Origin of the sequence: Streptomyces fungicidicus (genome assembly GCF_003665435.1) — a bacterium.
GTDB lineage: Bacteria > Actinomycetota > Actinomycetes > Streptomycetales > Streptomycetaceae > Streptomyces > Streptomyces fungicidicus.
Genome location: NZ_CP023407.1, coordinates 1,537,663 through 1,560,103, shown reverse-complemented (window position 1 = coordinate 1,560,103; position 22,441 = coordinate 1,537,663). Strand labels below are relative to the sequence as shown.

At 70.7% G+C, this 22,441-nt stretch carries 20 protein-coding genes and 1 pseudogene; 17 read left to right on the top strand and 4 right to left on the bottom strand.

Going from position 1 to position 22,441, the window contains the following annotated elements; all coding sequences use genetic code 11:
- Positions 1–97 precede the first annotated feature (97 nt).
- Both CNQ36_RS07020 and CNQ36_RS07015 read left to right on the top strand, forming a co-directional pair.
- Positions 98–799, top strand: a complete 702-nt coding sequence (locus tag CNQ36_RS07020; RefSeq protein ID WP_121545345.1) for an HAD family hydrolase — start codon at positions 98–100, stop codon at positions 797–799.
- Between the two features lie 446 nt (positions 800–1,245).
- Positions 1,246–2,853 (top strand): ABC transporter substrate-binding protein, encoded by a 1,608-nt coding sequence (locus CNQ36_RS07015; protein ID WP_004933415.1) that lies wholly within the window; start codon positions 1,246–1,248, stop codon positions 2,851–2,853.
- A 78-nt stretch (positions 2,854–2,931) separates the two neighbouring features.
- Here the strand turns inward: CNQ36_RS07015 and CNQ36_RS07010 are convergent, their stop codons facing one another.
- A complete protein-coding gene (locus CNQ36_RS07010) occupies positions 2,932–3,603 on the bottom strand; it encodes a response regulator (protein ID WP_121545344.1) in 672 nt (223 codons plus the stop codon).
- Between the two features lie 14 nt (positions 3,604–3,617).
- Entirely contained in the window at positions 3,618–4,529 is a 912-nt protein-coding gene (locus CNQ36_RS07005; protein ID WP_228312929.1) for a RecB family exonuclease, read from the bottom strand.
- A 188-nt stretch (positions 4,530–4,717) separates the two neighbouring features.
- Here CNQ36_RS07005 and CNQ36_RS07000 point away from each other — a divergent pair, with 188 nt between their 5' ends.
- From CNQ36_RS07000 to CNQ36_RS06990, 3 genes are all read left to right on the top strand, one after another.
- Positions 4,718–6,205: a site-2 protease family protein gene (locus tag CNQ36_RS07000; protein WP_121545343.1), complete on the top strand. Its 1,488-nt coding sequence runs from the start codon at positions 4,718–4,720 to the stop codon at positions 6,203–6,205.
- 62 nt (positions 6,206–6,267) lie between these two features.
- On the top strand, positions 6,268–7,170 hold the full coding sequence (locus tag CNQ36_RS06995) for a tRNA (adenine-N1)-methyltransferase (protein ID WP_004933426.1): 903 nt from the start codon (positions 6,268–6,270) through the stop codon (positions 7,168–7,170).
- A 237-nt stretch (positions 7,171–7,407) separates the two neighbouring features.
- Positions 7,408–7,989, top strand: coding sequence for a hypothetical protein (locus CNQ36_RS06990; RefSeq protein WP_121545342.1), 582 nt, complete (start codon positions 7,408–7,410; stop codon positions 7,987–7,989).
- Positions 7,990–8,067: 78 nt separating this feature from the next.
- On the opposite strand, the gene CNQ36_RS06985 is transcribed toward CNQ36_RS06990, so the two are convergent.
- Positions 8,068–8,373 carry a ferredoxin gene (locus CNQ36_RS06985; protein WP_121545341.1) on the bottom strand — a complete coding sequence of 102 codons (306 nt, stop codon included), beginning with the start codon at positions 8,371–8,373 and terminating at the stop codon, positions 8,068–8,070.
- 245 nt (positions 8,374–8,618) lie between these two features.
- Between CNQ36_RS06985 and arc the strand changes: the two genes are divergently transcribed.
- The 6 genes and pseudogenes from arc (at position 8,619) to prcA (ending at position 14,505) form a co-directional block, all read left to right on the top strand.
- The gene (gene arc, locus CNQ36_RS06975; RefSeq protein WP_121545340.1) at positions 8,619–10,385 is read left to right on the top strand and encodes a proteasome ATPase; all 1,767 of its coding nucleotides are present in this window, start codon (positions 8,619–8,621) and stop codon (positions 10,383–10,385) included.
- 231 nt (positions 10,386–10,616) lie between these two features.
- On the top strand, positions 10,617–12,128 hold the full coding sequence (gene dop, locus CNQ36_RS06970) for a depupylase/deamidase Dop (RefSeq protein WP_338058021.1): 1,512 nt from the start codon (positions 10,617–10,619) through the stop codon (positions 12,126–12,128).
- 178 nt (positions 12,129–12,306) lie between these two features.
- A complete protein-coding gene (locus tag CNQ36_RS06965; RefSeq protein WP_037932349.1) occupies positions 12,307–12,525 on the top strand; it encodes a ubiquitin-like protein Pup in 219 nt (72 codons plus the stop codon).
- A 156-nt stretch (positions 12,526–12,681) separates the two neighbouring features.
- Positions 12,682–12,876: pseudogene (locus tag CNQ36_RS06960) on the top strand (endonuclease domain-containing protein); the annotation flags it as partial.
- Positions 12,828–13,673, top strand: coding sequence for a proteasome subunit beta (prcB, locus tag CNQ36_RS06955; RefSeq protein WP_004933448.1), 846 nt, complete (start codon positions 12,828–12,830; stop codon positions 13,671–13,673). The pseudogene CNQ36_RS06960 and the gene prcB, both read left to right, overlap by 49 nt.
- 70 nt (positions 13,674–13,743) lie before the next feature.
- The gene (prcA, locus tag CNQ36_RS06950) at positions 13,744–14,505 is read left to right on the top strand and encodes a proteasome subunit alpha (RefSeq protein ID WP_004933451.1); all 762 of its coding nucleotides are present in this window, start codon (positions 13,744–13,746) and stop codon (positions 14,503–14,505) included.
- Positions 14,506–15,017: 512 nt separating this feature from the next.
- Here the strand turns inward: prcA and CNQ36_RS06945 are convergent.
- Complete coding sequence (locus CNQ36_RS06945) at positions 15,018–16,031, bottom strand: LacI family DNA-binding transcriptional regulator (RefSeq protein ID WP_040907604.1); 1,014 nt, start codon at positions 16,029–16,031, stop codon at positions 15,018–15,020.
- 94 nt (positions 16,032–16,125) lie between these two features.
- Between CNQ36_RS06945 and CNQ36_RS06940 the strand changes: the two genes are divergently transcribed.
- The 6 genes from CNQ36_RS06940 to CNQ36_RS06915 all read left to right on the top strand — a co-directional run bounded on the left by CNQ36_RS06940 (position 16,126) and on the right by CNQ36_RS06915 (position 22,421).
- Complete coding sequence (locus tag CNQ36_RS06940; protein WP_121545338.1) at positions 16,126–17,385, top strand: MFS transporter; 1,260 nt, start codon at positions 16,126–16,128, stop codon at positions 17,383–17,385.
- 9 nt (positions 17,386–17,394) lie between these two features.
- Positions 17,395–18,756, top strand: coding sequence for a Pup--protein ligase (pafA, locus tag CNQ36_RS06935; protein WP_004933460.1), 1,362 nt, complete (start codon positions 17,395–17,397; stop codon positions 18,754–18,756).
- A gap of 139 nt (positions 18,757–18,895) precedes the next feature.
- Positions 18,896–19,897, top strand: a complete 1,002-nt coding sequence (locus tag CNQ36_RS06930) for an FKBP-type peptidyl-prolyl cis-trans isomerase (RefSeq protein ID WP_121545337.1) — start codon at positions 18,896–18,898, stop codon at positions 19,895–19,897.
- A 61-nt stretch (positions 19,898–19,958) separates the two neighbouring features.
- Complete coding sequence (locus tag CNQ36_RS06925) at positions 19,959–20,330, top strand: FKBP-type peptidyl-prolyl cis-trans isomerase (protein ID WP_004933466.1); 372 nt, start codon at positions 19,959–19,961, stop codon at positions 20,328–20,330.
- A 123-nt stretch (positions 20,331–20,453) separates the two neighbouring features.
- A complete protein-coding gene (locus CNQ36_RS06920) occupies positions 20,454–21,407 on the top strand; it encodes a helix-turn-helix transcriptional regulator (RefSeq protein ID WP_121545336.1) in 954 nt (317 codons plus the stop codon).
- An 18-nt stretch (positions 21,408–21,425) separates the two neighbouring features.
- Positions 21,426–22,421: a helix-turn-helix transcriptional regulator gene (locus tag CNQ36_RS06915; RefSeq protein WP_121545335.1), complete on the top strand. Its 996-nt coding sequence runs from the start codon at positions 21,426–21,428 to the stop codon at positions 22,419–22,421.
- The last annotated feature ends 20 nt before the right edge of the window (positions 22,422–22,441 follow it).

Genomic DNA, 22,441 nt, shown 5'->3' with positions numbered 1-22,441 from the left:
GGCATTCGCTCCCCGTACGACGTACACTGGTCGGTCCACTGCAGGCCGGTTCCCCTCGTGGGAACCGGCCTGATCGTCCCCATAAGGAGGTACGTGGATGACCAGTACGGTCCCCGCGCTCGGAACCCGGACGGCCGAAGGCTCGTCACTGCAGGCCGTGCTCCTCGACATGGACGGCACCCTGGTGGACACCGAGGGCTTCTGGTGGGACGTCGAGGTGGAGGTCTTCGCCTCGCTCGGCCACACCCTCGACGACTCCTGGCGCCATGTCGTGGTCGGCGGCCCCATGACCCGCAGCGCCGGCTTCCTCATCGAGGCGACCGGCGCCGACATCGGCCTCGACGAACTGACGGTGCTGCTCAACGACGGCTTCGAGGACCGCATCGACCGCGCCCTGCCGCTGATGCCCGGCGCCGCGCGGCTGCTCGCCGAACTGTCCGAGTTCGAGATCCCCACGGCGCTCGTCTCCGCCTCCCACCGGCGCATCATCGACCGGGTGCTGACCACCCTTGGCCCGCACCACTTCGCGCTGTCGGTCGCCGGCGACGAGGTGCCGCGCACCAAGCCGCACCCCGACCCGTATCTCGCCGCGGCCGGCGGGCTCGGCGTGGACCCCCTGTGGTGCGCCGTCGTCGAGGACACCGTGACCGGTGTGACCGCCGCCGAGGCGGCGGGCTGCCATGTCGTCGCGGTGCCCTCGGTGGGTCCGATCACCCCGGCCGTCCGGCGGACCGTCGTGCCCTCCCTGGAAGCGGTGGACCTGACATTCCTGCGCGGTCTGATGACGGAAATGCGCTAGGCGTTCACCCAGCGCAGCGGTGTTACCGCCGGAATTCCCGACCTCTTCCGTCCGCATGATCGCGGCCCGTGTCCGGAAGAATTCGATGAGGCGGTGCGTGGCTGAATTCCAGTACCGTTCAGCCCGTTTTCACATGTGATGTTCATCACGCGAGAGGGCATCGACAACGATGTCCAGGTGTGCCTTCCGCACCATTTCGGGGGTCGCCGGTGCGCCCTTGTGTCCCGATTGATGGAAAGCTGCACTAATCCTTCCCCCGTCACCTTTACCGGTGCGTTCACACCCGGTCTCACTGCGTGATGAGCCCTCAACTCCGGTGGCTGCGAGTGGTCCTGCGGGCGCGGACTAATCTCGTCGCGAGAACCTCGCCCCCTATCCCCGTGGTCCGCTGCAACAACCCCTGCGTGCTGGATACACGGAGTCGACAGTCCTGGAGAAACTCGAGCATGAACCGCAAGACTTTGGTGCTGGCGGCAGCGATGGGCCTGCTCGCGCCGGTGCTCGCCGCCTGCGGCGACAGCGAGGGCGGGAGCGGAAGCGGCGACGCGATCGTCGTGGGCACCACGGACCGGTTCACCGCCTCCGAGGAGGAGGGCCTCGCGCCCCTCGACCCCGCCTGGGCCTATGACGTCGGTACCTGGAACATCCTGCGGCAGACCGTGCAGACCCTGATGGTCCAGCCGCGGGGCGACGGCGAGCCGGTGCCCGAGGCCGCCGAGTCGTGCGGATTCACCGACGCCGGCAACGAGCGCTACAGCTGCACCCTGCGTGACGGTCTGAAGTTCTCGAACGGCGACGCGATCACCGCGGAGGACGTGAAGTTCTCCATCGAGCGTGCCCTCTCCCTCGAGGGCGACAGCGGTGTGTTCGCGCTGCTGTCCACCATCGACACCGTCGAGACGCAGGGCGACCGCGAGGTGATCTTCCACCTCAAGAGCGCCGACGCCACCTTCCCGTACAAGCTGTCCACCCCGGTCGCCGGCATCGTCAACTCCGAGGACTACGACAAGGGCAAGCTGCGCGAGGGCTTCGACGTCGACGGCTCCGGCCCCTACACCATCGAGAGCAAGGTCGAGGACGGCGCCCTGGTCAGCGCCACCTTCACCAAGAACCCTTCGTACAAGGGCGCGCTGAAGGTGAACAACGACAAGGTCGAGATGGTCTCCTTCGACAGCGCCGACGCCATGGGCGACGCGCTGGAGAAGGGCGACCTCGACCTGATGACCCGCAGCATGTCGCCCGAGCAGATCCAGAAGCTCGGCACCGCCACCGGCGGCGAGATCGAGCTGGTCGAGTCGCCCGGTCTGGAGATCCGGTACCTGGCGTTCAACACCAACGCCACGTCCGTGAAGGACAAGGCCGTCCGCCAGGCGATGGCCCAGATCATCAACCGCAGCGAGCTGGTCGGCAACGTCTACGGCTCCCAGGCCGAGCCGCTGTTCTCGCTGGTGCCCGCCGGCGTCACCGGTCACTCCAACGCCTTCTTCAACAAGTACGGCGACCCGAGCGCCGCCAAGGCCCGCGAGCTGCTGCAGGATGCCGGCGTCACCACCCCGGTGAAGCTGACCCTGCACTACACGACCGACCACTACGGCCCCGCCACCAAGGCCGAGTTCGAGCAGCTGAGCAAGCAGCTCAACGACAGCGGTCTGTTCGAGACGGACACCGAGGGCACCGCCTGGAGCAAGTTCCGGCCGTCGGGTCAGAAGGGCAAGTACGACGTCTACGGCATGGGCTGGTTCCCCGACTACCCGGACGCCGACGCCTTCCTCGCGCCCTTCCTCGACGAGGACAACTTCCTCAACTCGCCCTACGCCAACAACGAGATCCGCAAGGACCTGATCCCGGAGTCGCGCCGCCAGGCCGACCGGCTCTCCGCCTCGGACAGCCTGACGGAGATCCAGAACATCGTCGCCGACGACGTCCCGGTGCTGCCGCTGTGGCAGGGCAAGCAGTACGTCGCCGCCCGCGACGGCGTCACCGGCACCGCCTACGCCGTCAACGCCTCCGCGACGCTGCAGCTGTGGGAGCTCGGCCGAGGCGTCACCGGCTGACGGACCGCACGAACGCACCAAGACGAGGGCGCCCTCCACCACGGTGGAGGGCGCCCTCGTCGTACGGCGGCTTCCGCGCTACTGCGCGCCGGGGCGCACCAGCCCGCTCTCGTAGGCGTACACCGCCGCCTGCACCCGGTCCCGCAGGCCCAGCTTGGTCAGCACATGCCCGACATGCGTCTTGACGGTGGTCTCGCTGACGAACAGGTCCGCGGCGATCTCCGCGTTGGACAGCCCGCGCGCCACCAGCTTCAGCACCTCCACCTCACGCTCGGTCAGCGTGTGCAGGGTGTCCGGCACCGGCTCGTCACCGGACGGCAGATGCGTGGCGTACTTGTCCAGCAGCCGGCGCGTGATGCTCGGCGCGAGCATCGCCTCCCCGGCGGCCACCACACGGATAGCCTGCACCAGCTCGTTGGCGGGGGCGTCCTTCAGCAGGAAGCCGCTGGCCCCCGCCCGCAGGGCCTCCACCACGTACTCGTCGAGATCGAACGTCGTCAGCACCAGCACCTTCGCCGGCCCGTCCCGTTCGGGCCCGGTGATCTGCCGGGTCGCCTCCACCCCGTCCATCCGCGGCATGCGGATGTCCATCAGCACCACGTCGGGCTGCAGCGCCCGCACCTGGTCCAGGGCCTGGAGGCCGTCTCCGGCCTCGCCGACGACCGCGAGGTCCTGCTCGGCCTCCAGAATCATCCGGAACCCGGTGCGCAGCAGCGGCTGGTCGTCGACCAGTAGGACGCGGATGGCCACGTAAGTCTCCTTCGCTAGTCCGGCCCAATTCTGCCCTGCCGGGCACCGCCGGACTCGGGCGCCCTCACCGTGAGCGGGTACGGCGGGGGAGTGCCGCCGAACTCCGGGCAGTGCGTCCGGTGGTCGCACCAGCCGCACAGCTTCGTGGGACGCGGCCGCCAGTCACCCGTCTCCGTCGCCTCCCGGATCGCCTCCCACAACGCGAGCAGCTTGCGCTCGACCCGCTCCAGATCGGCGAGCACGGGGTCGTACGTCAGCACGTCCCCGCTGCCCAGGTAGACCAGCTGGAGCCGCCGCGGCACCACGTTCTTCAGCCGCCACACCACCAGGGCGTAGAACTTCATCTGGAACAGCGCGCCCTCGGCGTACTCCGGCCGGGGCGCCTTTCCCGTCTTGTAGTCGACGATCCGCACCTCGCCGGTGGGCGCGACGTCGACCCGGTCGATGATGCCGCGCAGCCTGAGCCCCGAGTCCAGCTCCGCCTCGACGAACAGCTCCCGCTCGGCGGGCTCCAGCCGGCTCGGATCCTCCAGCGTGAACCAGCGCTCGACCAGCGACTCCGCCTCCGCCAGCCAGCGCGCCAGCCGCTCGCCCTCCGGATCGTCCGCGAACAGCTCCACGACCTCCGGCCTGCTCTCGCGCAGCCGGTCCCACTGGCCCGGTACCAGCGACTTCGCGCGCGGCGCGGTGCGCTCCGCGGCCGGGGCGTCGAAGAGGCGCTCCAGCACCGCGTGCACCAGCGTGCCCCGGGTGGCCGCCTCGCTCGGCTTCTCCGGCAGCCGGTCGATGACCCGGAACCGGTACAGCAGCGGGCACTGCATGAAATCGCTCGCGCGCGAGGGCGACAGCGAGGCGGGCGGTGCGGCGGCGGCCCCGTCCGTCCGTGCGCCCGCTGCGGCCGGCCCGCCCTCGATGCTCGTCTCCATGCCCGAGACCTTACGGCCAGCCACCGACAGCGCGTGCGCCGCCCACGGCGCGTGACAGCGGTGGGGGAGGGGGAAGGAGCGCAGGAGACAGGGTGCCGGGGCGGAACGTGTGGCGCAGGCCGCATACCATCGACACCAGACCCTCCCGTCCGGCAGGCGGGGGAGACGCAGCGAACGAGGGGACACCGGTGGACGTAAGCGGCGGGCGTGGACAGCCGCCACCCGGCAACGGCGAGTCGGCCGACCACACGGGCCCCCAGCCCCCGGCCCCCGACCCCTCCCACCAGGGCCCCGAGGGACCCGAGGGCCCCCGGCCCCCGGCCTCCGCCGGCCCGGCGGAGGAGCCCGCCGAGGACGCCCCCGCGCGCCCCGGAACCCCGGCCGCCCCCTCCGACTCCCCCCGTCCGGGGACCCCGGCCGCCGGGGGCCCCGGCGACGGACAGCGGGACCGGCGTACCGGCGGGGGCCCGCCGCTCGCCCACTCCGGCACCGGCCAGACGCCCCCGCCGCAGCGGCCGCAGGAGCAGCAGCGGGGCGGACTGCTGATGGGACGCCCGTTCGGGGTGCCCGTCTACGTCGCGCCCAGCTGGTTCCTCGTCGCCATCCTCATCACCTGGGTGTTCGGCGGACAGATCGACCGCGTGCTGCCCGAACTCGGCGCAGTCAGCTACCTCGTCTCCCTGTTCTTCGCGGTCGCCTTCTACGCCTCCGTACTGGTCCACGAACTCGCCCACACCCTCGCCGCACTCCGCTTCAAGCTCCCGGTGCGCCGCATCCAGCTGCAGTTCTTCGGCGGCGTCTCCGAGATCGAGAAGGAGGCCGAGACCCCCGGACGCGAGTTCGTGCTGGCCTTCGTCGGGCCGCTGCTCTCCCTCGTGCTGGCCGGCCTGTTCTACCTCGGGCTGCTCGCCGTCGACCCCGCCACCGTCCCCGGCGTACTGCTGGCCGGGCTGATGGTCTCCAACCTCATCGTGGCCGTCTTCAATCTGCTGCCCGGCCTCCCCCTGGACGGCGGCCGGATGCTCCGCGCCGTCGTCTGGGCGATCAGCGGCAAGCCGATGACCGGCACCATCGCCGCCGCCTGGGTCGGCCGCGCCCTCGCCGTCGCCGTCCTGATCGGCCTCCCGCTGCTCACCCAGTCCGGCGCCCTCGGCTCCGACGCCGTGGACAACGTGGGCATGGACACCGTCCTGGACGCGCTGCTCGCCGCCATCCTCGCCGCGATCATCTGGACCGGCGCCGGCAACAGCCTGCGCATGGCCCGTCTGCGCGAACACCTCCCGGAGCTGCGCGCCCGCAACCTCACCCGCCGCGCGGTGCCCGTCGAGACCGACACCCCGCTCTCCGAGGCACTGCGCCGCGCCAACGCCGCCGGGGCCCGCGCCCTGGTCGTCGTCGACCCCGACGGCGTCCCGCTCTCGCTCGTCCGTGAGGCCGCCATCGTGGGCGTACCCGAGCACCGCCGCCCCTGGGTGCCCGTCGGCGGGCTCGCCCAGGACCTCAACCCCGGGATGCGCGTCTCCGCCGAGCTCGCCGGGGAGGACCTGCTGGACGCCCTGCGCGCGGCGCCGGCGACCGAGTACCTGGTGGTCGAGGAGACCGGCGAGATCTACGGCGTGCTGTCCGCGGCCGACGTGGAGCGCGCCTTCGTGAAGGCCATGGCCCGCCCCAGCTGAGCATGGCTCCCGGGCGGGCGGCAGTGGTCGGTGCCCCCTCGCGGGACCGGTAGGCTGTTCACATGTCCGAACCGACCGGTGCCGCCCGCAGGCGCGGGCCCTTCAAGGTCGGGGACCAGGTTCAGCTGACCGACCCCAAGGGCCGCCACTACACGTTCACGCTCGAGGCCGGGAAGAACTTCCACACCCACAAGGGTTCCTTCCCCCACGACGAACTGATCGGTGCTCCCGAGGGCAGCGTTGTCCGCACCACCGGGAACGTCGCCTACCTCGCGCTGCGCCCCCTGCTCCCCGACTACGTCCTGTCCATGCCCCGCGGGGCAGCCGTCGTCTACCCGAAGGACGCGGGGCAGATCCTCGCCTTCGCCGACATCTTCCCCGGCGCCCGCGTCGTCGAGGCGGGCGTGGGATCCGGCTCCCTCAGCAGCTTCCTGCTGCGCGCCATCGGCGACCAGGGCATGCTGCACTCCTACGAGCGCCGCGAGGACTTCGCCGACATCGCCCGGCAGAACGTCGAGCGGTACTTCGGCGGCCCGCACCCCGCCTGGCAGCTCACCGTCGGCGATCTGCAGGACAACCTGTCCGACGCCGACGTCGACCGCGTCATCCTCGACATGCTCGCGCCCTGGGAGTGCCTGGAGGCCGTCTCCAAGGCGCTCGTCCCCGGCGGCATCCTCTGCTGCTACGTCGCCACCACCACCCAGCTCGCCCGGACCGTCGAGTCCATCCGCGAGATCGGCTGCTTCAACGAGCCGACCTCCTGGGAGACGATGATCCGCAACTGGCACATCGAGGGCCTGGCCGTCCGCCCGGACCACCGGATGATCGGCCACACCGGCTTCCTGCTCACCGCCCGTCGCCTCGCCGACGGCGTCGAGCCGCCCATGCGCCGCCGCCGCCCCGCCAAGGGCGCCTACGGCGAGGACTACGCCGGCCCCAACGCCGACGGAGGCGCCGCCCGCTGACGCGGCCCCTCACTCACGCAACGCACGGGCGCCGTGGCGCAGTTCCCCGCAACGGGTGCGGAACTGCGCCACGGCGCCCGCACGTTGACCCCACGGCAGGCAGCGCGCCGCGTACGGCGAACCCCTCCAGGTTCCCCCGTGCCGCATTCGCACACCCCCCGCCGTTCCCCCGCACTGTGACGTGTGGCACGATGCTGGCCACCCCCACCGGCACAGCCCTCACAGGAGACACTCCTCGTGCAGCCATCCGCCGTCCCGGAGCTCGCCCACACGCACGCCCGGCCCATCCACTGGGTCGCCACCGCCACGGCCCTCGCCGGAGTCGTGGCCCTCTCCTCGGTCCTGGGGCCCGACGCCGCCACCGCGGCCGCCCCGGCGTCCGGACCGCAGACGAAGAGCGCCCCGGCGCACATCGCCCCGCCCGACCCCGCGGCCGTCGAGTTCCCCCTCGAATGCGGTCCGGTGAAGGCCGTGGTGAAGAAGAAGGCCTCCGGAGACCTCGACGGCGACGGCCGCCCGGAAACGGTGGCCGTGGTCCACTGCGACGCCCCGATGGGCACCCCGCCCGACGGCGTCTACGTGCTCACCCGGGCCGCCGGCGGCGGCGCGCCCCGCGTGGTCGCCACCCTGGCCGACCCCAAGGACCGCACCAACGTCGACGACTTCGCCGTGCGCGACGGCGAGGTCACCGCCGTGCTCCTCGGCTACTCCTCCGCCGACGTGCCCAGTTGCTGCCCGGATGTGCGGGAGGGCGTGAAGTGGCACTGGGAGAACGGCACGTTCGTGCGCTCCGCCCCCTCCGGCGCCCGGACCGTATGACCCGCGCGGGGGCGCACCACGGGGCGAACGCCCCATAGGCGAGAAATCAGACAGACGTGACGGCCCGTGCCGCACCGGTCACGCGGCGTCCGGCCCGTACACCTCGACGCTGTCCGAAACCCGGCGTACGTGGATGCACTCGCCGGGACACTCCTTCGCGGAGTCGATCACATCGGTGAGCAGCGGCAGCGGCACGGGCGTCGTCGCCCCCGTGTCCTGCAGCAACTCGTCCTGCGGGCTCTTCACGTAGGCCAGGCCGTCGATGTCCAGCTCGAAGACCTCCGGCGCGTACTGGGCACAGATGCCGTCGCCGGTACACAGGTCCTGGTCGATCCAGACCTCCAGGGCCTCCCCGTCGACACCGGCCTCCTGCTGCACGCTCATCTCTCCTGCCGTCTCCTGCGTCGGACCGGGCGGGAATCCGGCCAGCTCCGACGGGTGTTGAACACTTCGACCCTACCTTCGCCTGGGTTCCAATCATCATCGGTGGGTATTCCCCTGGCGTGAGGGAGAGCGCAAGGGTGAAGATCGGACACACCTCGACCGTCTTTGTGATCTAGGGGTTTCAATCGACACCCGCCCAGGTAGGGTCTGGAAGCGTCCAGCTCCCCTTGGAGGAGGTGAGGACCGTGGCAGCCCACGACGACGACATCAACCGCGGCATCCGCCCAGGACGCGGGTCCGACGACCCGGCCGGGCAGATCGCCTATCTTGAGCAGGAGATCGCCGTCCTGCGACGCAAGCTCGCCGACTCTCCGCGACACACGAGGATTCTCGAAGAGCGGATCGTCGAGCTGCAGACCAACCTGGCCGGCGTGTCCGCCCAGAACGAACGACTCGCGGGCACGCTCCGTGAGGCCCGCGACCAGATCGTGGCCCTCAAGGAGGAGGTCGACCGGCTCGCACAGCCCCCGGCCGGCTTCGGCGTCTTCCTCACGGCGAACGAGGACGGCACGGCCGACATCTTCACCGGCGGCCGCAAGCTCCGGGTGAACGTCAGCCCCAGCGTCGAGCTCGACGAGCTCCGGCGCGGCCAGGAAGTGATGCTCAACGAAGCGCTCAACGTGGTCGAGGCCATGGAGTACGAGCGTGTCGGCGACATCGTCACCCTCAAGGAGATCCTCGAGGACGGCGAGCGGGCCCTGGTGCTCGGGCACACCGACGAGGAGCGGGTGGTGCGGCTCGCCGAGCCGCTGCTGGACGTCACCATCCGCCCCGGCGACGCCCTGCTCATGGAGCCCCGCTCCGGATACGTCTACGAGGTCGTCCCCAAGAGCGAGGTCGAGGAACTCGTCCTCGAGGAAGTCCCCGACATCGGCTACGAGCAGATCGGCGGTCTCGGCGGCCAGATCGAGGCCATCCGCGACGCGGTCGAGCTGCCCTATCTCTACCCGGACCTGTTCAAGGAGCACGAACTGCGGCCGCCCAAGGGTGTGCTGCTGTACGGGCCGCCCGGATGCGGAAAGACGCTCATCGCCAAGGCCGTCGCCAACTCGCTGGCCAAGAAGGTCGCCGAGGTCACCGGCCAGGCCGCGGGCAAGAGTTTCTTCCTCAACATCAAGGGCCCGGAGCTGCTGAACAAGTACGTCGGCGAGACCGAGCGGCAGATCCGCCTGGTCTTCCAGCGGGCCCGGGAGAAGGCCAGCGAGGGCACCCCCGTCATCGTCTTCTTCGACGAAATGGAGTCCCTGTTCCGCACCCGTGGCTCCGGTGTCAGCTCGGACGTGGAGAACACCATCGTCCCGCAGCTGCTCGCCGAGATCGACGGCGTCGAGGGCCTGCAGAACGTGGTGGTGATCGGCGCCTCCAACCGCGAGGACATGATCGACCCCGCGATCCTGCGGCCCGGCCGGCTCGACGTGAAGATCAAGATCGAGCGTCCGGACGCCGAGGCGGCCCAGGACATCTTCGGCAAGTACCTCACCGAGCGCCTCCCGCTGCACGGCGACGACCTCACCGAGCACGGCAGCGACCGGTCCATGACGGTCCAGAGCATGATCCGGACCGCCGTGGAACAGATGTACGCCGAATCCGAGGAGAACCGCTTCCTGGAAGTCACCTACGCCAATGGCGACAAGGAAGTCCTCTACTTCAAGGACTTCAATTCCGGCGCCATGATCGAGAACATCGTGGGCCGCGCCAAGAAGATGGCGATCAAGGACTTCCTGGAGAAGAACCAGAAGGGTCTCCGCGTCTCCCACCTGCTCCAGGCCTGCGTGGACGAGTTCAAGGAGAACGAGGACCTGCCCAACACCACCAACCCGGACGACTGGGCCCGGATCTCCGGAAAGAAGGGCGAGCGGATCGTTTACATCCGTACGCTCATCACCGGAAAGCAGGGCGCGGACACCGGACGCTCCATCGACACGGTGGCGAACACCGGTCAGTACCTGTAAAAGCCAGGGCGGCTGCGGGTGCCTTCGACGGGTACCCGCAGCCGACTGCTTTTCGGGCCACGGCTGGAGCACAGCAATGACGCAAATGATCTCCCCACCAGCGCGGAGGCGTTCTAGGCTCTTCCGTATCGCCGAGTCGCGCAGTGCGGGGACGGGCACCGCACACGCACCGGAGCGCCGGCGGGACTGCGGCGCCCCCGACCGGGGACGCCGCCGGGCAAGGAGGGCCGCATGACCGTACGGCGAGTAATGGGCATCGAGACGGAGTACGGCATCTCCGTCCCCGGTCACCCGAATGCCAATGCCATGCTCACCTCGTCCCAGATCGTGAACGCCTACGCGGCGGCGATGCACCGGGCCCGCCGGGCCAGGTGGGACTTCGAGGAGGAGAACCCGCTGCGGGACGCGCGAGGCTTCGACCTCGCCCGTGAGGCCGCCGACTCCAGCCAGCTCACCGACGAGGACATCGGCCTGGCCAACGTCATCCTCACCAACGGCGCGCGCCTCTACGTGGACCACGCCCATCCGGAGTACAGCGCCCCCGAGGTCACCAACCCGCGCGACGCCGTGCTCTGGGACAAGGCCGGCGAGCGGATCATGGCCGAGGCCGCCGAGCGGGCCGCGCAGCTCCCCGGCGCCCAGCCGATCCACCTGTACAAGAACAACACCGACAACAAGGGCGCGTCCTACGGCACGCACGAGAACTACCTGATGAAGCGGGAGACCCCCTTCTCGGACATCGTGCGCCATCTGACGCCGTTCTTCGTCTCCCGCCAGGTCTTCACCGGCGCCGGCCGCGTGGGCATCGGCCAGGACGGCCACGAGCACGGCTTCCAGCTCAGCCAGCGGGCGGACTACTTCGAGGTCGAGGTGGGCCTGGAGACGACGCTGAAGCGCCCGATCATCAACACCCGGGACGAGCCGCACGCCGACGCGGAGAAGTACCGTCGGCTGCACGTGATCATCGGGGACGCGAACCTCTCCGAGATCTCGACGTATCTGAAGCTGGGCACCACGGCGCTGGTCCTGTCCATGATCGAGGACGGGTTCATCGCGGTGGACCTGGCCGTCGACCAGCCGGTGCGGACGCTGCACCAGGTGTCGCACGACCCGACGCTGAAGCGGCTCGTCACGCTGCGCAGCGGGCGGACGCTGACCGCCGTACAGCTCCAGATGGAGTACTACGAGCTGTCCCGCAAGTACGTCGAGGAGCGGTTCGGGGCGGACGCCGACGAGCAGACCAAGGACGTCCTGGCGCGCTGGGAGGACACCCTCACGCGGCTGGAGAACGACCCGATGAGCCTGGCCGGCGAGCTGGACTGGGTCGCCAAGCGGGAGCTCATGGAGGGCTACCGGCGCAGGGACGGCCTGGACTGGGACGCCGCCCGGCTGCACCTCGTGGACCTGCAGTACGCCGACGTACGCCCCGAGAAGGGCCTGTACAACCGTCTGGTGGCCCGCGGGCGGATGAAGCGGCTGCTGGACGAGGGAGAGGTCGAGCGGGCCCGTACGACGCCTCCCGAGGACACCCGCGCCTACTTCCGCGGGCGGTGCCTGGAGCAGTACGCGGACGACGTCGCGGCGGCCTCCTGGGACTCCGTGATCTTCGATCTGCCGGGCCGCGACTCGCTCCAGCGGGTGCCAACCCTGGAACCGCTTCGCGGAACGCGTAATCACGTCAAGGAGCTCCTGGACCGCTGCCGGACGGCGGAAGACCTGGTCAGGGTGTTGTCGGGGAACTGAGCGGGTACCGGGGACACCCGGGAAGGGCCGGCCGGACAGGGTGGAAAACCCCGGGTCCGGGAATCATCGAGGTGGTCCCCGTACGTTGGAGCAACTGCGGGGGCATTGTCGGACCCGGCTTGTAGGGTCTGATCTTGACCGAGCAAGTGTGTCGGGCGAACCGAGCGGGGTGAGGGTGATGGCGACCAAGGACACCGGCGGCGGACAGCAGAAGGCCACCCGGTCCACCGAGGAGGTCGAGGAGCAGGCGGCGGAGACGCAGGCTTCCGAGGACCTCAAGGAGCGGCAGGAAAAGCTCAGCGAGGACGTGGACGACGTCCTGGACGAGATCGACGACGTGCTCGAGGCCAACGCCGAGGACTTCGTGCGGTCCTTCGTCCAGAAGGGCGGCCAGTAGCCCTCTGGCCGCAGGCCGGCTGGTGGCCTTCGGACCGCAGGCTGGGTGGCCGATCGAGGTAAGAGCCGAAGGTGGCGTGGAACGCTGTCCGTGGTGCGGGATGGGTCGGCCGCGGGCAGCGTTCGCGCTCCGGGCGCGGGTCGCCGGAGCCGCCCGAAAGCCTCCGCCGTATATGTGGATCATTGCCACGGTGCGGGTAGGGTCCGTGGCGTACCGTGCTTCAACTGCAATTCGGCCATCGGCAAGTTGGGAGATGATCCCGACGCTGTTCGTCGGGCAGCCGCCTACCTGGAAGGAACTTCGTGGAAGCGAACACTCGTAGTACGGGGCGTCTGCCGGCCGCCTTCCTGACGCCGGGGTCCTCCTCCTTCATGGACTTCCTCTCCGAGCACCAGCCGGAACTGCTGCCGGGCAAGAGGTCGTTGCCGCCCGTGCAGGGTGTGATCGAGGCGCCGCACGGGACGACCATCGTGGCCGTCACGTTCCCGGGTGGCGTGGTCCTCGCCGGTGACCGGCGGGCCACGATGGGCAATGTGATCGCGCAGCGGGACATCGAGAAGGTGTTCCCCGCCGACGAGTACTCGGCGGTGGGTATCGCCGGCACGGCGGGGCTGGCGGTCGAGATGGTGAAGCTGTTCCAGCTGGAGCTGGAGCACTTCGAGAAGGTCGAGGGCGCGCAGCTGTCGCTGGAGGGCAAGGCGAACCGGCTGTCGACGATGATCCGCTCGAACCTGGGCATGGCGATGCAGGGGCTGGCCGTGGTCCCGCTCTTCGCGGGGTACGACGTCGACCGGGACAAGGGCCGGATCTTCTCCTACGACGTCACCGGCGGGCGCTCCGAGGAGCAGGGGTATGCCGCGACCGGGTCCGGGTCGATCTTCGCGCGTGGTGCGATGAAGAAGTTGTTCCGGGACGACCTGAGTGAGTCCGAGGCGACCACACTGGTGGTGCAGGCGCTGTACGACGCGGCAGACGACGACTCGGCGACCGGTGGCCCCGATGTCGCCCGCCGGATCTACCCGATCGTCACCGTGATCACCGAGGACGGCTTCCGCCGGCTCACCGAGGACGAGGCGTCCGGCATCGCCCGGTCGGTGCTGGAGCGGCGGCTGGAGCAGCCGGACGGTCCGCGGGCCTCGCTGCTGTAGTCGCGGCGTGGGCGGTTGTGTGGTTGTTCAGGGTGGTCCAGTGACTTTGACAGAAAGGGACGGATAACCGGTGTCGACGCCGTTCTATGTCTCACCCCAGCAGGCGATGGCCGACCGGGCGGAGTACGCCCGTAAGGGCATCGCCCGTGGCCGCAGCCTTGTCGTGCTGCAGTACGCCGACGGGATCGTGTTCGTCGGTGAGAACCCGTCCCGTGCGCTGCACAAGTTCAGCGAGATCTACGACCGGATCGGGTTCGCCGCGGCCGGCAAGTACAACGAGTACGAGAACCTGCGGATCGGGGGCGTGCGGTACGCCGATCTGCGGGGCTACACCTACGACCGTCACGATGTGACGGCCCGGGGTCTGGCGAACGTGTACGCGCAGACGCTGGGGACGATCTTCTCGAGTGTGGGGGAGAAGCCGTACGAGGTGGAGCTGGTGGTGGCCGAGGTCGGGGAGACCCCGGAGTACGACCAGATCTACCGGTTGCCGCACGACGGGTCCATCGTGGACGAGCACGGCTCGGTGGCGGTGGGGGGCAACGCTGAGCAGATCAGCGGGTACCTCGATCAGCGGCACCGGGACGGGATGACGCTGGCTGAGGCGCTGAAGCTGGCGGTGCAGGCGTTGTCGCGGGACACCAACGGCGGTGAGCGGGAGATTCCCGCGGAGCGGCTGGAGGTGGCTGTGCTGGACCGTACGCGTCCGCAGAAGCGCAAGTTCAGGCGGATCGGGGGGCGTCAGCTGGCTCGTCTGCTGGAAGCGGGCGGGGCGGCGACGGCGTCCGAGGCGGAGGAGGACGAGACGGACTCCGGGGGAGACGTCGAGTAGCCGACGGTCGGTCGGTTGGTCGGTGGGTGGGGCGGGGTCGGGTCGGGGGTGGACGTCCTCGGACTGGCGCGACTGGCCCGGCTGGAAGAGGTGCGGGGCGCGGACGCGCCAGCCACTGCGGGCGACCACCCCCGCCCCGCCCCCTCCGCGCCGTCCCCGACCACCTGCCGCACCTACCGCACCCGGCGTACCTGCCCCACTCCGCGGGCAGCACCCGCCGCCAGCCGCGGGCAGTCGCCCCGCACTCCGCGGGCAGCACTCGCCGCTTCCGCGGGCAGTCGCCCCGCACTCCGCGGGCAGCACTCGCCGCTTCCGCGGGCAGTCGCCCCGCACTCCGCGGGCAGCACCCGCCGCCCTCCGCGGGCAGTCGCCCCGCACTCCGCGGGCAGTCGTGCCGCTGGGGCGGCACGGGTGGGCGCGACGGCGCCCCGTAAGCGCCGGGCTGCGCGAACACCCCCCGGCCCGCACCCACGCCGGGCAGCGAGGCAACCGAGCCGGCGCCAGCCCTCCGCTCACGCCGGCCCCGTGGACCCCCGTACCACCAGCTCCACCGGAATGTCGCCCGCCGCAGGCGCCCGCCCCTCCAGCACGGCCAGCAACGCCTCCATCCCCCGCTCCCCGAACAGCTCCGCGTCCAGCCGCACCGTGGTCAGCTCCGGATCGATCGCGCTCGCGAGAGCCAGATCGTCCAGCCCGGTGACGGACAGGTCCTCGGGGACCCGCAGCCCCAGACGCCGCGCCGCCTTGTACGTGCCCGCGGCCAGGTGGTCGTCGTCGCAGACCACGGCGGTGGGCCGGTCCGGGGCGGGCAGACCGGACAGCGCCGCCTCCGCGGACACCTCCGCCCCCTTGATGGAGAGCGGCGCCCGCGCCGTGCGCAACGACGCGCCCGGAACCTCCCGCAGCCGCGCCGCCAGCTCCCGCGCCCGCACCTCGAAGGTCCACGACGCCACGTCCGCCGCCAGGTGGAGGAAGCGGCGGTGGCCCAGCGCGAGGAGGTGCTCCGTGACCTGGCGGACACCGCCGGCGATGTCCAGGTTGACCGTGGCCGCGCCCACACTGCCCGAGGGGTCGCTGTCCAGCATCACCAGCGGCAGCTGGTCGCCCCGGATCGCCGTGAGCGCCTCCGCGGCCATCGAGGACGCGATCACGCCGTCCAGCGCGGCCTGGGCGGACGCGAAGGGGTCGCGGGCGGGGCCGATGCCCTCGGGGGAGGGGTAGAGGACCACACCGAAGCCGTGCCGGGAGGCGACCCGCGCGGCCCCCGTGTAGACGCCCGCGAAGAACTCCGTGGTGAGCGCGGGGACGACCAGCAGGACCGTACGGGTGCGGCCCAGCCGGAGGTTGCGGGCGGCCAGGTTGGGGCGGTAGCCCAGGGTGCGCGCGGCCTCGCGGACGCGTTCCGCCGTGGCCTCGGCGACCCGGCCGCGCCATTTGTCGCCGAGGACCAGGGAGACGGCGGCCTGGGACACGCCGGCGGCCCGGGCGACGTCCCGGCTCGTGGGGCGGGTGCCGGCTCGGGGCATCGTCGCGCGGCTCCTTCGTCTGGACTGGTCAACAGCGGACATGGTACGTATGGAGCGCTTAGTTATACGTAACACTTCCAGTGAAGGGATCCGCATGGCTACGGGATACCTGGAGATCCTCCGGGCACGCCACGCCACCCGGCTGCTCGTGGGCACGCTCGTGGGGCGGCTGCCCAACGTGACCGCGGCCATCGCGATCGTCCTGTTCGTACGCGCGGGGGGCGGCACGTACAGCCTGGCCGGCGGGCTGGCGGCGGTGTACGGCGTGGCCAACGCCGTCGGGCAGCCCGTGCTGGGGCGGCTGGTGGACCTGCGGGGGCAGCCGCGGGTGCAGCTGCCCGCCGCCGTGCTGTCGGCGCTGGCGATGGCGCTGTTCGCCTTCGTGGGGACCGAGCCGCGCGCGGTCGCCTACGGCGCGGTGACCGCGGCCGGACTCTTCACTCCGCCCCTGGAGGGCGGCCTGCGCGCCCTGTGGGCCTCCGTGCTGCCCAGGGAGGACCACGTCCACCGGGCGTACGCCATGGACGCCGTGGCCCAGGAGGTGATGTTCACCGTCGGGCCGCTGCTGGTGACGGTGTGCGCGTCGCTGTGGTCGCCGGGGGCCGCACTGGTCGTGCTGAACGCCATCGGCGTGCTGGGCGCCCTCTCCGTGGTCGTCTCCCCGCCGTCACGCGCCTGGCGGTCGGCGCCCCGTGAGGCGCACTGGCTGGGCGCGCTGCGCTCGCGGGGGCTGCTGGCGCTGCTGGCCGCCTTCCTGTGCGTGGGTGTGGCGCTGGGGTCCATCACCGTGGCGGCCGTGGGGTACGCGGACGAGCACGGCGGTGACCAGGTGTACGGCTGGCTGATGGCGGGGATCGGGCTGGGCGCCCTGGTCGGCGGCGCGGTCTACGGGGCGCGCCAGTGGGCCGGTGAGCCCGCGCGGCGACTGCGGGTGCTGGTGGCCCTTCTGGCGGTGTGTTACCTGCCCCTGATGCTGACGCCCGGTGTGGTGGCCATGACGTTGCTCACCGTGGTCGCCGGGGTCTTCCTGGCGCCGGCCATCGCCTGCGCCTTCGTGCTCGTCGACCGGCACGCGCCGCGCGGGACGGTCACCGAGGCGTTCTCCTGGCTCGTGACCACGTTCACCGTCGGCGCCTCGGTCGGAACGGGCCTCACCGGTCCGGTCATCGAGGTGGGCGGGGCGGTGTGGGGGTTCGCGGTGCCGGGCCTCGCAGGCGGCGTGTCGCTGCTGGTTTTGATCGCCACCCGACGGGTAATGGCAGTTCCCGCCGGGAGGGCGGTGGTCGCGGCCCGTTCGGAAAATGATCCAAATCGTGCCGTCGAACCTCGTTTCAGCTCGGGGGATCGGGCGTAATGTTCCCTCATGGACCGCCGCATTTTCGGGCTGGAGAACGAGTACGGCGTCACGTGCACGTTCAGGGGACAGCGCCGCCTGTCGCCTGACGAGGTGGCGCGGTACCTCTTCCGCCGTGTCGTGTCATGGGGCCGCAGCAGCAATGTCTTTCTGCGGAACGGCGCCCGCCTCTATCTCGACGTGGGATCACATCCGGAATACGCAACGCCGGAATGTGACAACGTGACCGAGCTGGTCACCCACGACAAGGCCGGCGAGCGCATTCTCGAAGGACTCCTGGTGGACGCCGAACGACGCCTGCACGAGGAGGGAATCGCGGGCGACGTCTACCTCTTCAAGAACAACACCGACTCCGCGGGCAACTCCTACGGCTGCCACGAGAATTATCTGGTGGCCCGCCACGGCGAGTTCTCGCGGCTCGCGGACATCCTCATCCCGTTCCTGGTGACCAGGCAGCTGCTGTGCGGCGCCGGCAAGGTGCTGCAGACGCCGCGCGGCGCCGTGTACTGCGTCAGCCAGCGGGCCGAGCACATCTGGGAGGGCGTCTCCTCGGCGACGACCCGCTCGCGGCCCATCATCAACACGCGCGACGAGCCGCACGCGGACGCCGAGCGCTACCGCCGGCTGCACGTCATCGTGGGCGACTCCAACATGTCGGAGACGACCATGCTGCTCAAGGTCGGCGCCACCGACCTGGTGCTGCGCATGATCGAGGCGGGCACGGTGATGCGCGACCTGACCCTGGAGAACCCGATCCGGGCGATCCGCGAGGTCAGCCACGACATCACCGGGCGGCGCAAGGTGCGCCTGGCCAGCGGCCGGGAGGCGTCGGCGCTGGAGGTGCAGCGCGAGTACTACGAGAAGGCGCTGGACTTCTGCGAGCGCCGCGGCATCCGCACCGGCACCGTCGAGCAGGTCCTGGAGCTGTGGGGCCGCACGCTGGACGCGATCGAGGCCGAGGACCTCGACCGCATCGGCACCGAGATCGACTGGGTCATGAAGTACAAGCTCCTCGAGCGGTACCGGGCCAAGCACAACATGACCATGTCGCACCCGCGGGTCGCGCAGATAGACCTCGCCTACCACGACATCCACCGCCGGCGGGGTCTCTACTACCTGCTGGAGAAAAAGGGACAAGCGGCCCGGATCTGCAACGACTTGAAGATCTTCGAGGGCAAGTCCGTTCCGCCGCAGACCACCAGGGCCCGGCTGCGCGGCGACTTCATCCGGCGGGCCCAGGAGCAGCGCCGCGACTTCACCGTCGACTGGGTGCACCTCAAGCTCAACGACCAGGCCCAGCGGACGGTGTTGTGCAAGGACCCGTTCCGTTCGGTCGACGAACGCGTGGAGAAGCTGATCGCCGGAATGTGAGAGAGGCGTTCCGCCAGGGGATCCCAAAATTCCCGGAACGTCACACGGGCGCCGTACGTCACACCGTACGGCGCCCTTCTCACGCCGTAGAGTTGCGCGGACGCCAACCCACAAGATCGACGATTACGAGGCCCCCACCGTGCGCCGACGCTCACTTCTCATCGCCGTTCCCGCCGGACTGGTCACCCTCGCCGCGTGCGGGGACGACAAGTCCGACTCGGGCAAGGCCAGCGACAGCGCCTCGCCCTCGGCGCCCCAGACGTCCGCGGCGCCCTCGCCGAAGATCGTCGACGGGCCGTTGCCGGCGATCACGGCCGGCACGAAGTTCGGTGAGAAGCCCACGGTCGCCAAGGGCAGCGGAGACCCCTCCAAGGACCTCGCGGTGAAGACGGTCATCGCGGGCGGCGGCAGGACGATCGCCGAGAACGACTTCATCGTGGCCCACTACCTCGGTCAGGTGTGGAGCACCGCGAAGGTGTTCGACAACTCGTACGACCGCAAGAGCCCGCTGGCCATCCAGCTCGCCCAGGGCAGCATCATCGACGGCTGGCGGTACGCGCTGGCGGGCAAGAAGACCGGCAGCCGCGTCGAGATGGCCGTCCCGCCGACCTGGGGGTACGGCGAGCAGGGCAACCAGCAGGCGGGGATCAAGGGCACCGACACGCTGGTGTTCGTGGTCGACGTGCAGGACACGTTCAACGCCAAGAGCTCCGCCAAGGGCAGCGAGGTGGCCCAGGACAACAAGGACCTGCCCAAGGTCGGCACCAACACCGACGGCAAGGCGCCCTCCATCGAGGTGCCCGACGCGGACGCCCCGAAGAAGCTCGTGTCGAGCTACGTCATCGAGGGCGACGGCGAGAAGGTCGGCGCCGACAACAGCGTCCTGGTGCAGTACAAGGGCGTGCTGTGGGACGGCGGCAAGGAGTTCGACTCCACCTACGCCCGCGGCCAGCTGACGTCGTTCTCGCTCCAGCAGGTCGTCAAGGGCTGGGCGCAGGGGCTCACCGGCAAGAAGGTCGGCAGCCGGGTCCTCATCGTCATCCCCCCGGAGCTGGGTTACGGCGACAACCCGCCGGAGGGCAGCGGCATCAAGAAGGACTCGACGCTGGTCTTCTCGGTGGACATCCTCGCGAAGCTGTGACCGCGTGAGGATGTAAGACTGTGCGTGTTCGCCTTTCCGCAGACAAGCAGGAGCGTTAGACGTGAGCATCGACAAGCCCGAGATCGACTTCCCGGGCGGCGAGCCCCCGGCGGACCTCGAGATCAAGGACATCTGGGAGGGCGAGGGCGAGGTGGCCCAGGCGGGCCAGACCGTCACCGTCCACTACGTCGGTGTCGCCTTCAGCACGGGCGAGGAGTTCGACGCCAGCTGGAACCGTGGCACCCCGTTCCGCTTCCCGCTGGGCGGCGGCCGGGTCATCAAGGGCTGGGACCAGGGCGTGCAGGGCATGAAGGTCGGCGGCCGCCGCCAGCTGACCATCCCCGCGCACCTCGCCTACGGCAACCAGAGCCCCACCCCGGCGATCAAGCCCGGTGAGACCCTGATCTTCGTGGTCGACCTGCTCGGCGTCTGATCCGACCGGAGCCGATCATCCGGGGCCCATGCCTGTCCGGGCGTGGGCCCTCGGCTTTTACCCGGCCACTGCGGGACGGTACGGTCATCGCTCGTAAGCACCATAGGGAGGCGAAGCGGGTCGATGGCCATTGCCAAGGCCGAGCGGCTGATGAATCTGGCGCTGTGTCTGCTCGGGACGCGCCGCCCGCTCAGCAAGCGTGAGCTGCGCGAGTCCATCGAGGCGTACCTTGAAGCGGGCTCGGACGACTCCTTCAACCGGATGTTCGAGCGCGACAAGGACGATCTGCGCGAGCTCGGACTGGTCATCGAGACCGTGGAGAACCTCGACGGCGAGGTCGGCTATCTGGCGCGCCGCGACAGCAACCGGCTGCCGCCCATCACCCTCGACGCCGAGGAGGCCGCCGCGCTCGGGCTCGCCGCCAAGGTGTGGCAGCAGGCCCGGCTCGCCGGAGCGGCCAGCGGCGCCCTGCAGAAGCTGCGCGCGGCCGGGCTGCCCGAGGACGTCGACCCCTACGGGGCCCATGGCGCGCTGGAGCCGCGCATCCCCGTGCACGAGGCCGCGTTCGAGCCGCTGATGCTGGCCTGCCGCGACCGCCGGCCGGTCGTCTTCGACTACCGCAAGGCCAACGCCGCCCAGCCCGGGCAGCGGCACGTCGAACCGTGGGCGCTGGAGTGCTGGCGCGGCCACTGGTACCTGGCCGGCTGGGACCGCGACCGGGGCGCCGAGCGGGTCTTCCGGCTCTCCCGGATCACCGGGAAGGTGCGCTCGCGCAGCGGCCGGTTCACCGTGCCGGTGCCGGACGTCGTCACCGTGCGGGAGACCGTGGCGAGCTGGGCCGGGGAGACCGCCGACCGCTCGGCGCGCATCCGGCTGCGCTCCGACGCCGGCTACCCGCTCCGGGCGAAGGCCACCGCGGTCCGGGAACTCGGCGACGGCTGGGACGAGTTGGAGATTCCGTACGGGCACGGCCTGGATGCCTGGCTGGTGGAGTTCGGACCGGACGTGGTGGTCCTGGAGCCCGCCGAGCTGCGGGCCGACGTGGTGGACCGGCTGCGGGCCGTGGCCAAGGGCTGAGGGGGAGCGGACAAGAACGTGGCAGGCAAAGCGGTCAGGCCCGTGAACGCCATCGACCAGACCCGGCGGATGCTCTCCCTGGTGACGTACCTGCGGGAGCGTCCCGGCGCGCGGATCGAGGACGTGGCGCGCGCCTTCGGCATCACCGAGGACGAGCTGGTCTCGGACCTCGACGTGCTGCCCATGTGCGGCACCAGTTTCCGCGGCGGCGATCTGCTGGACATCGACACCGACGGTGAGCGCATCTGGTGGCACAACCCCGCCGCGCTCGGCGCGGAGGCGGCCGAGCCGCTGCGGCTCGCCGCCGACGAGGCCACCGCGCTGCTGGTCGCCGCCCGCGCCGTGGCCACCCTGCCGGGGCTGCGCGAGAGTGACCGGCAGGCGCTGCTGCGGGCCACCGCCAAGGTGGAGACCGCGGCCGGCGAGGCGGCGGGAGCCAGCTCACGGCTCTCGGTGACCTTCGAGTCCGAGGGCGGCGTCTTCGCGGACGTCGACCGGGCCATCGCCGAACGCCGCAGACTGTGGATCCGCTACTACTCGCCCGCGCGTGACGAGGTCACCGAGCGCGAGATCGACCCGATCCGCCTGGTCAGCGTCGGCCACACCTACGTCGAGGCCTGGTGCCGCCGCTCCGAGGCGCGCCGCACCTTCCGGCTCGACCGGGTCGCCGAGATCCGCATCCTCGACGAGCCGTCCGCGCCGCCCGAGGTCGAGCTGCGGGACCTGTCGGAAGGGCTGGTGCAGCCCGCGGCCGAGGACCCCGAGGTCGTGGTCGAGGTCGGTCCCGGCGGGCGCTGGGTCGCCGAGTACTACCCCCACGACAGCGCCGAGGAACTACCCGAAGGCGGGCTGCGGATCACCCTGCGCACCCCCGACCCGGCCTCGCTCAGACGGCTGGCCCTGCGGCTCGGCCGCGACGGCCGCATCGTCGAGCCGCACGAGCTGGCAGAGAGCGCGCGGCAGGCGGCCCGTGAGGCGCTCGCGGCGTACGACGGAGCGGTGGCGGCCGGATGAGCCGGCCGCACCCGGGGCGG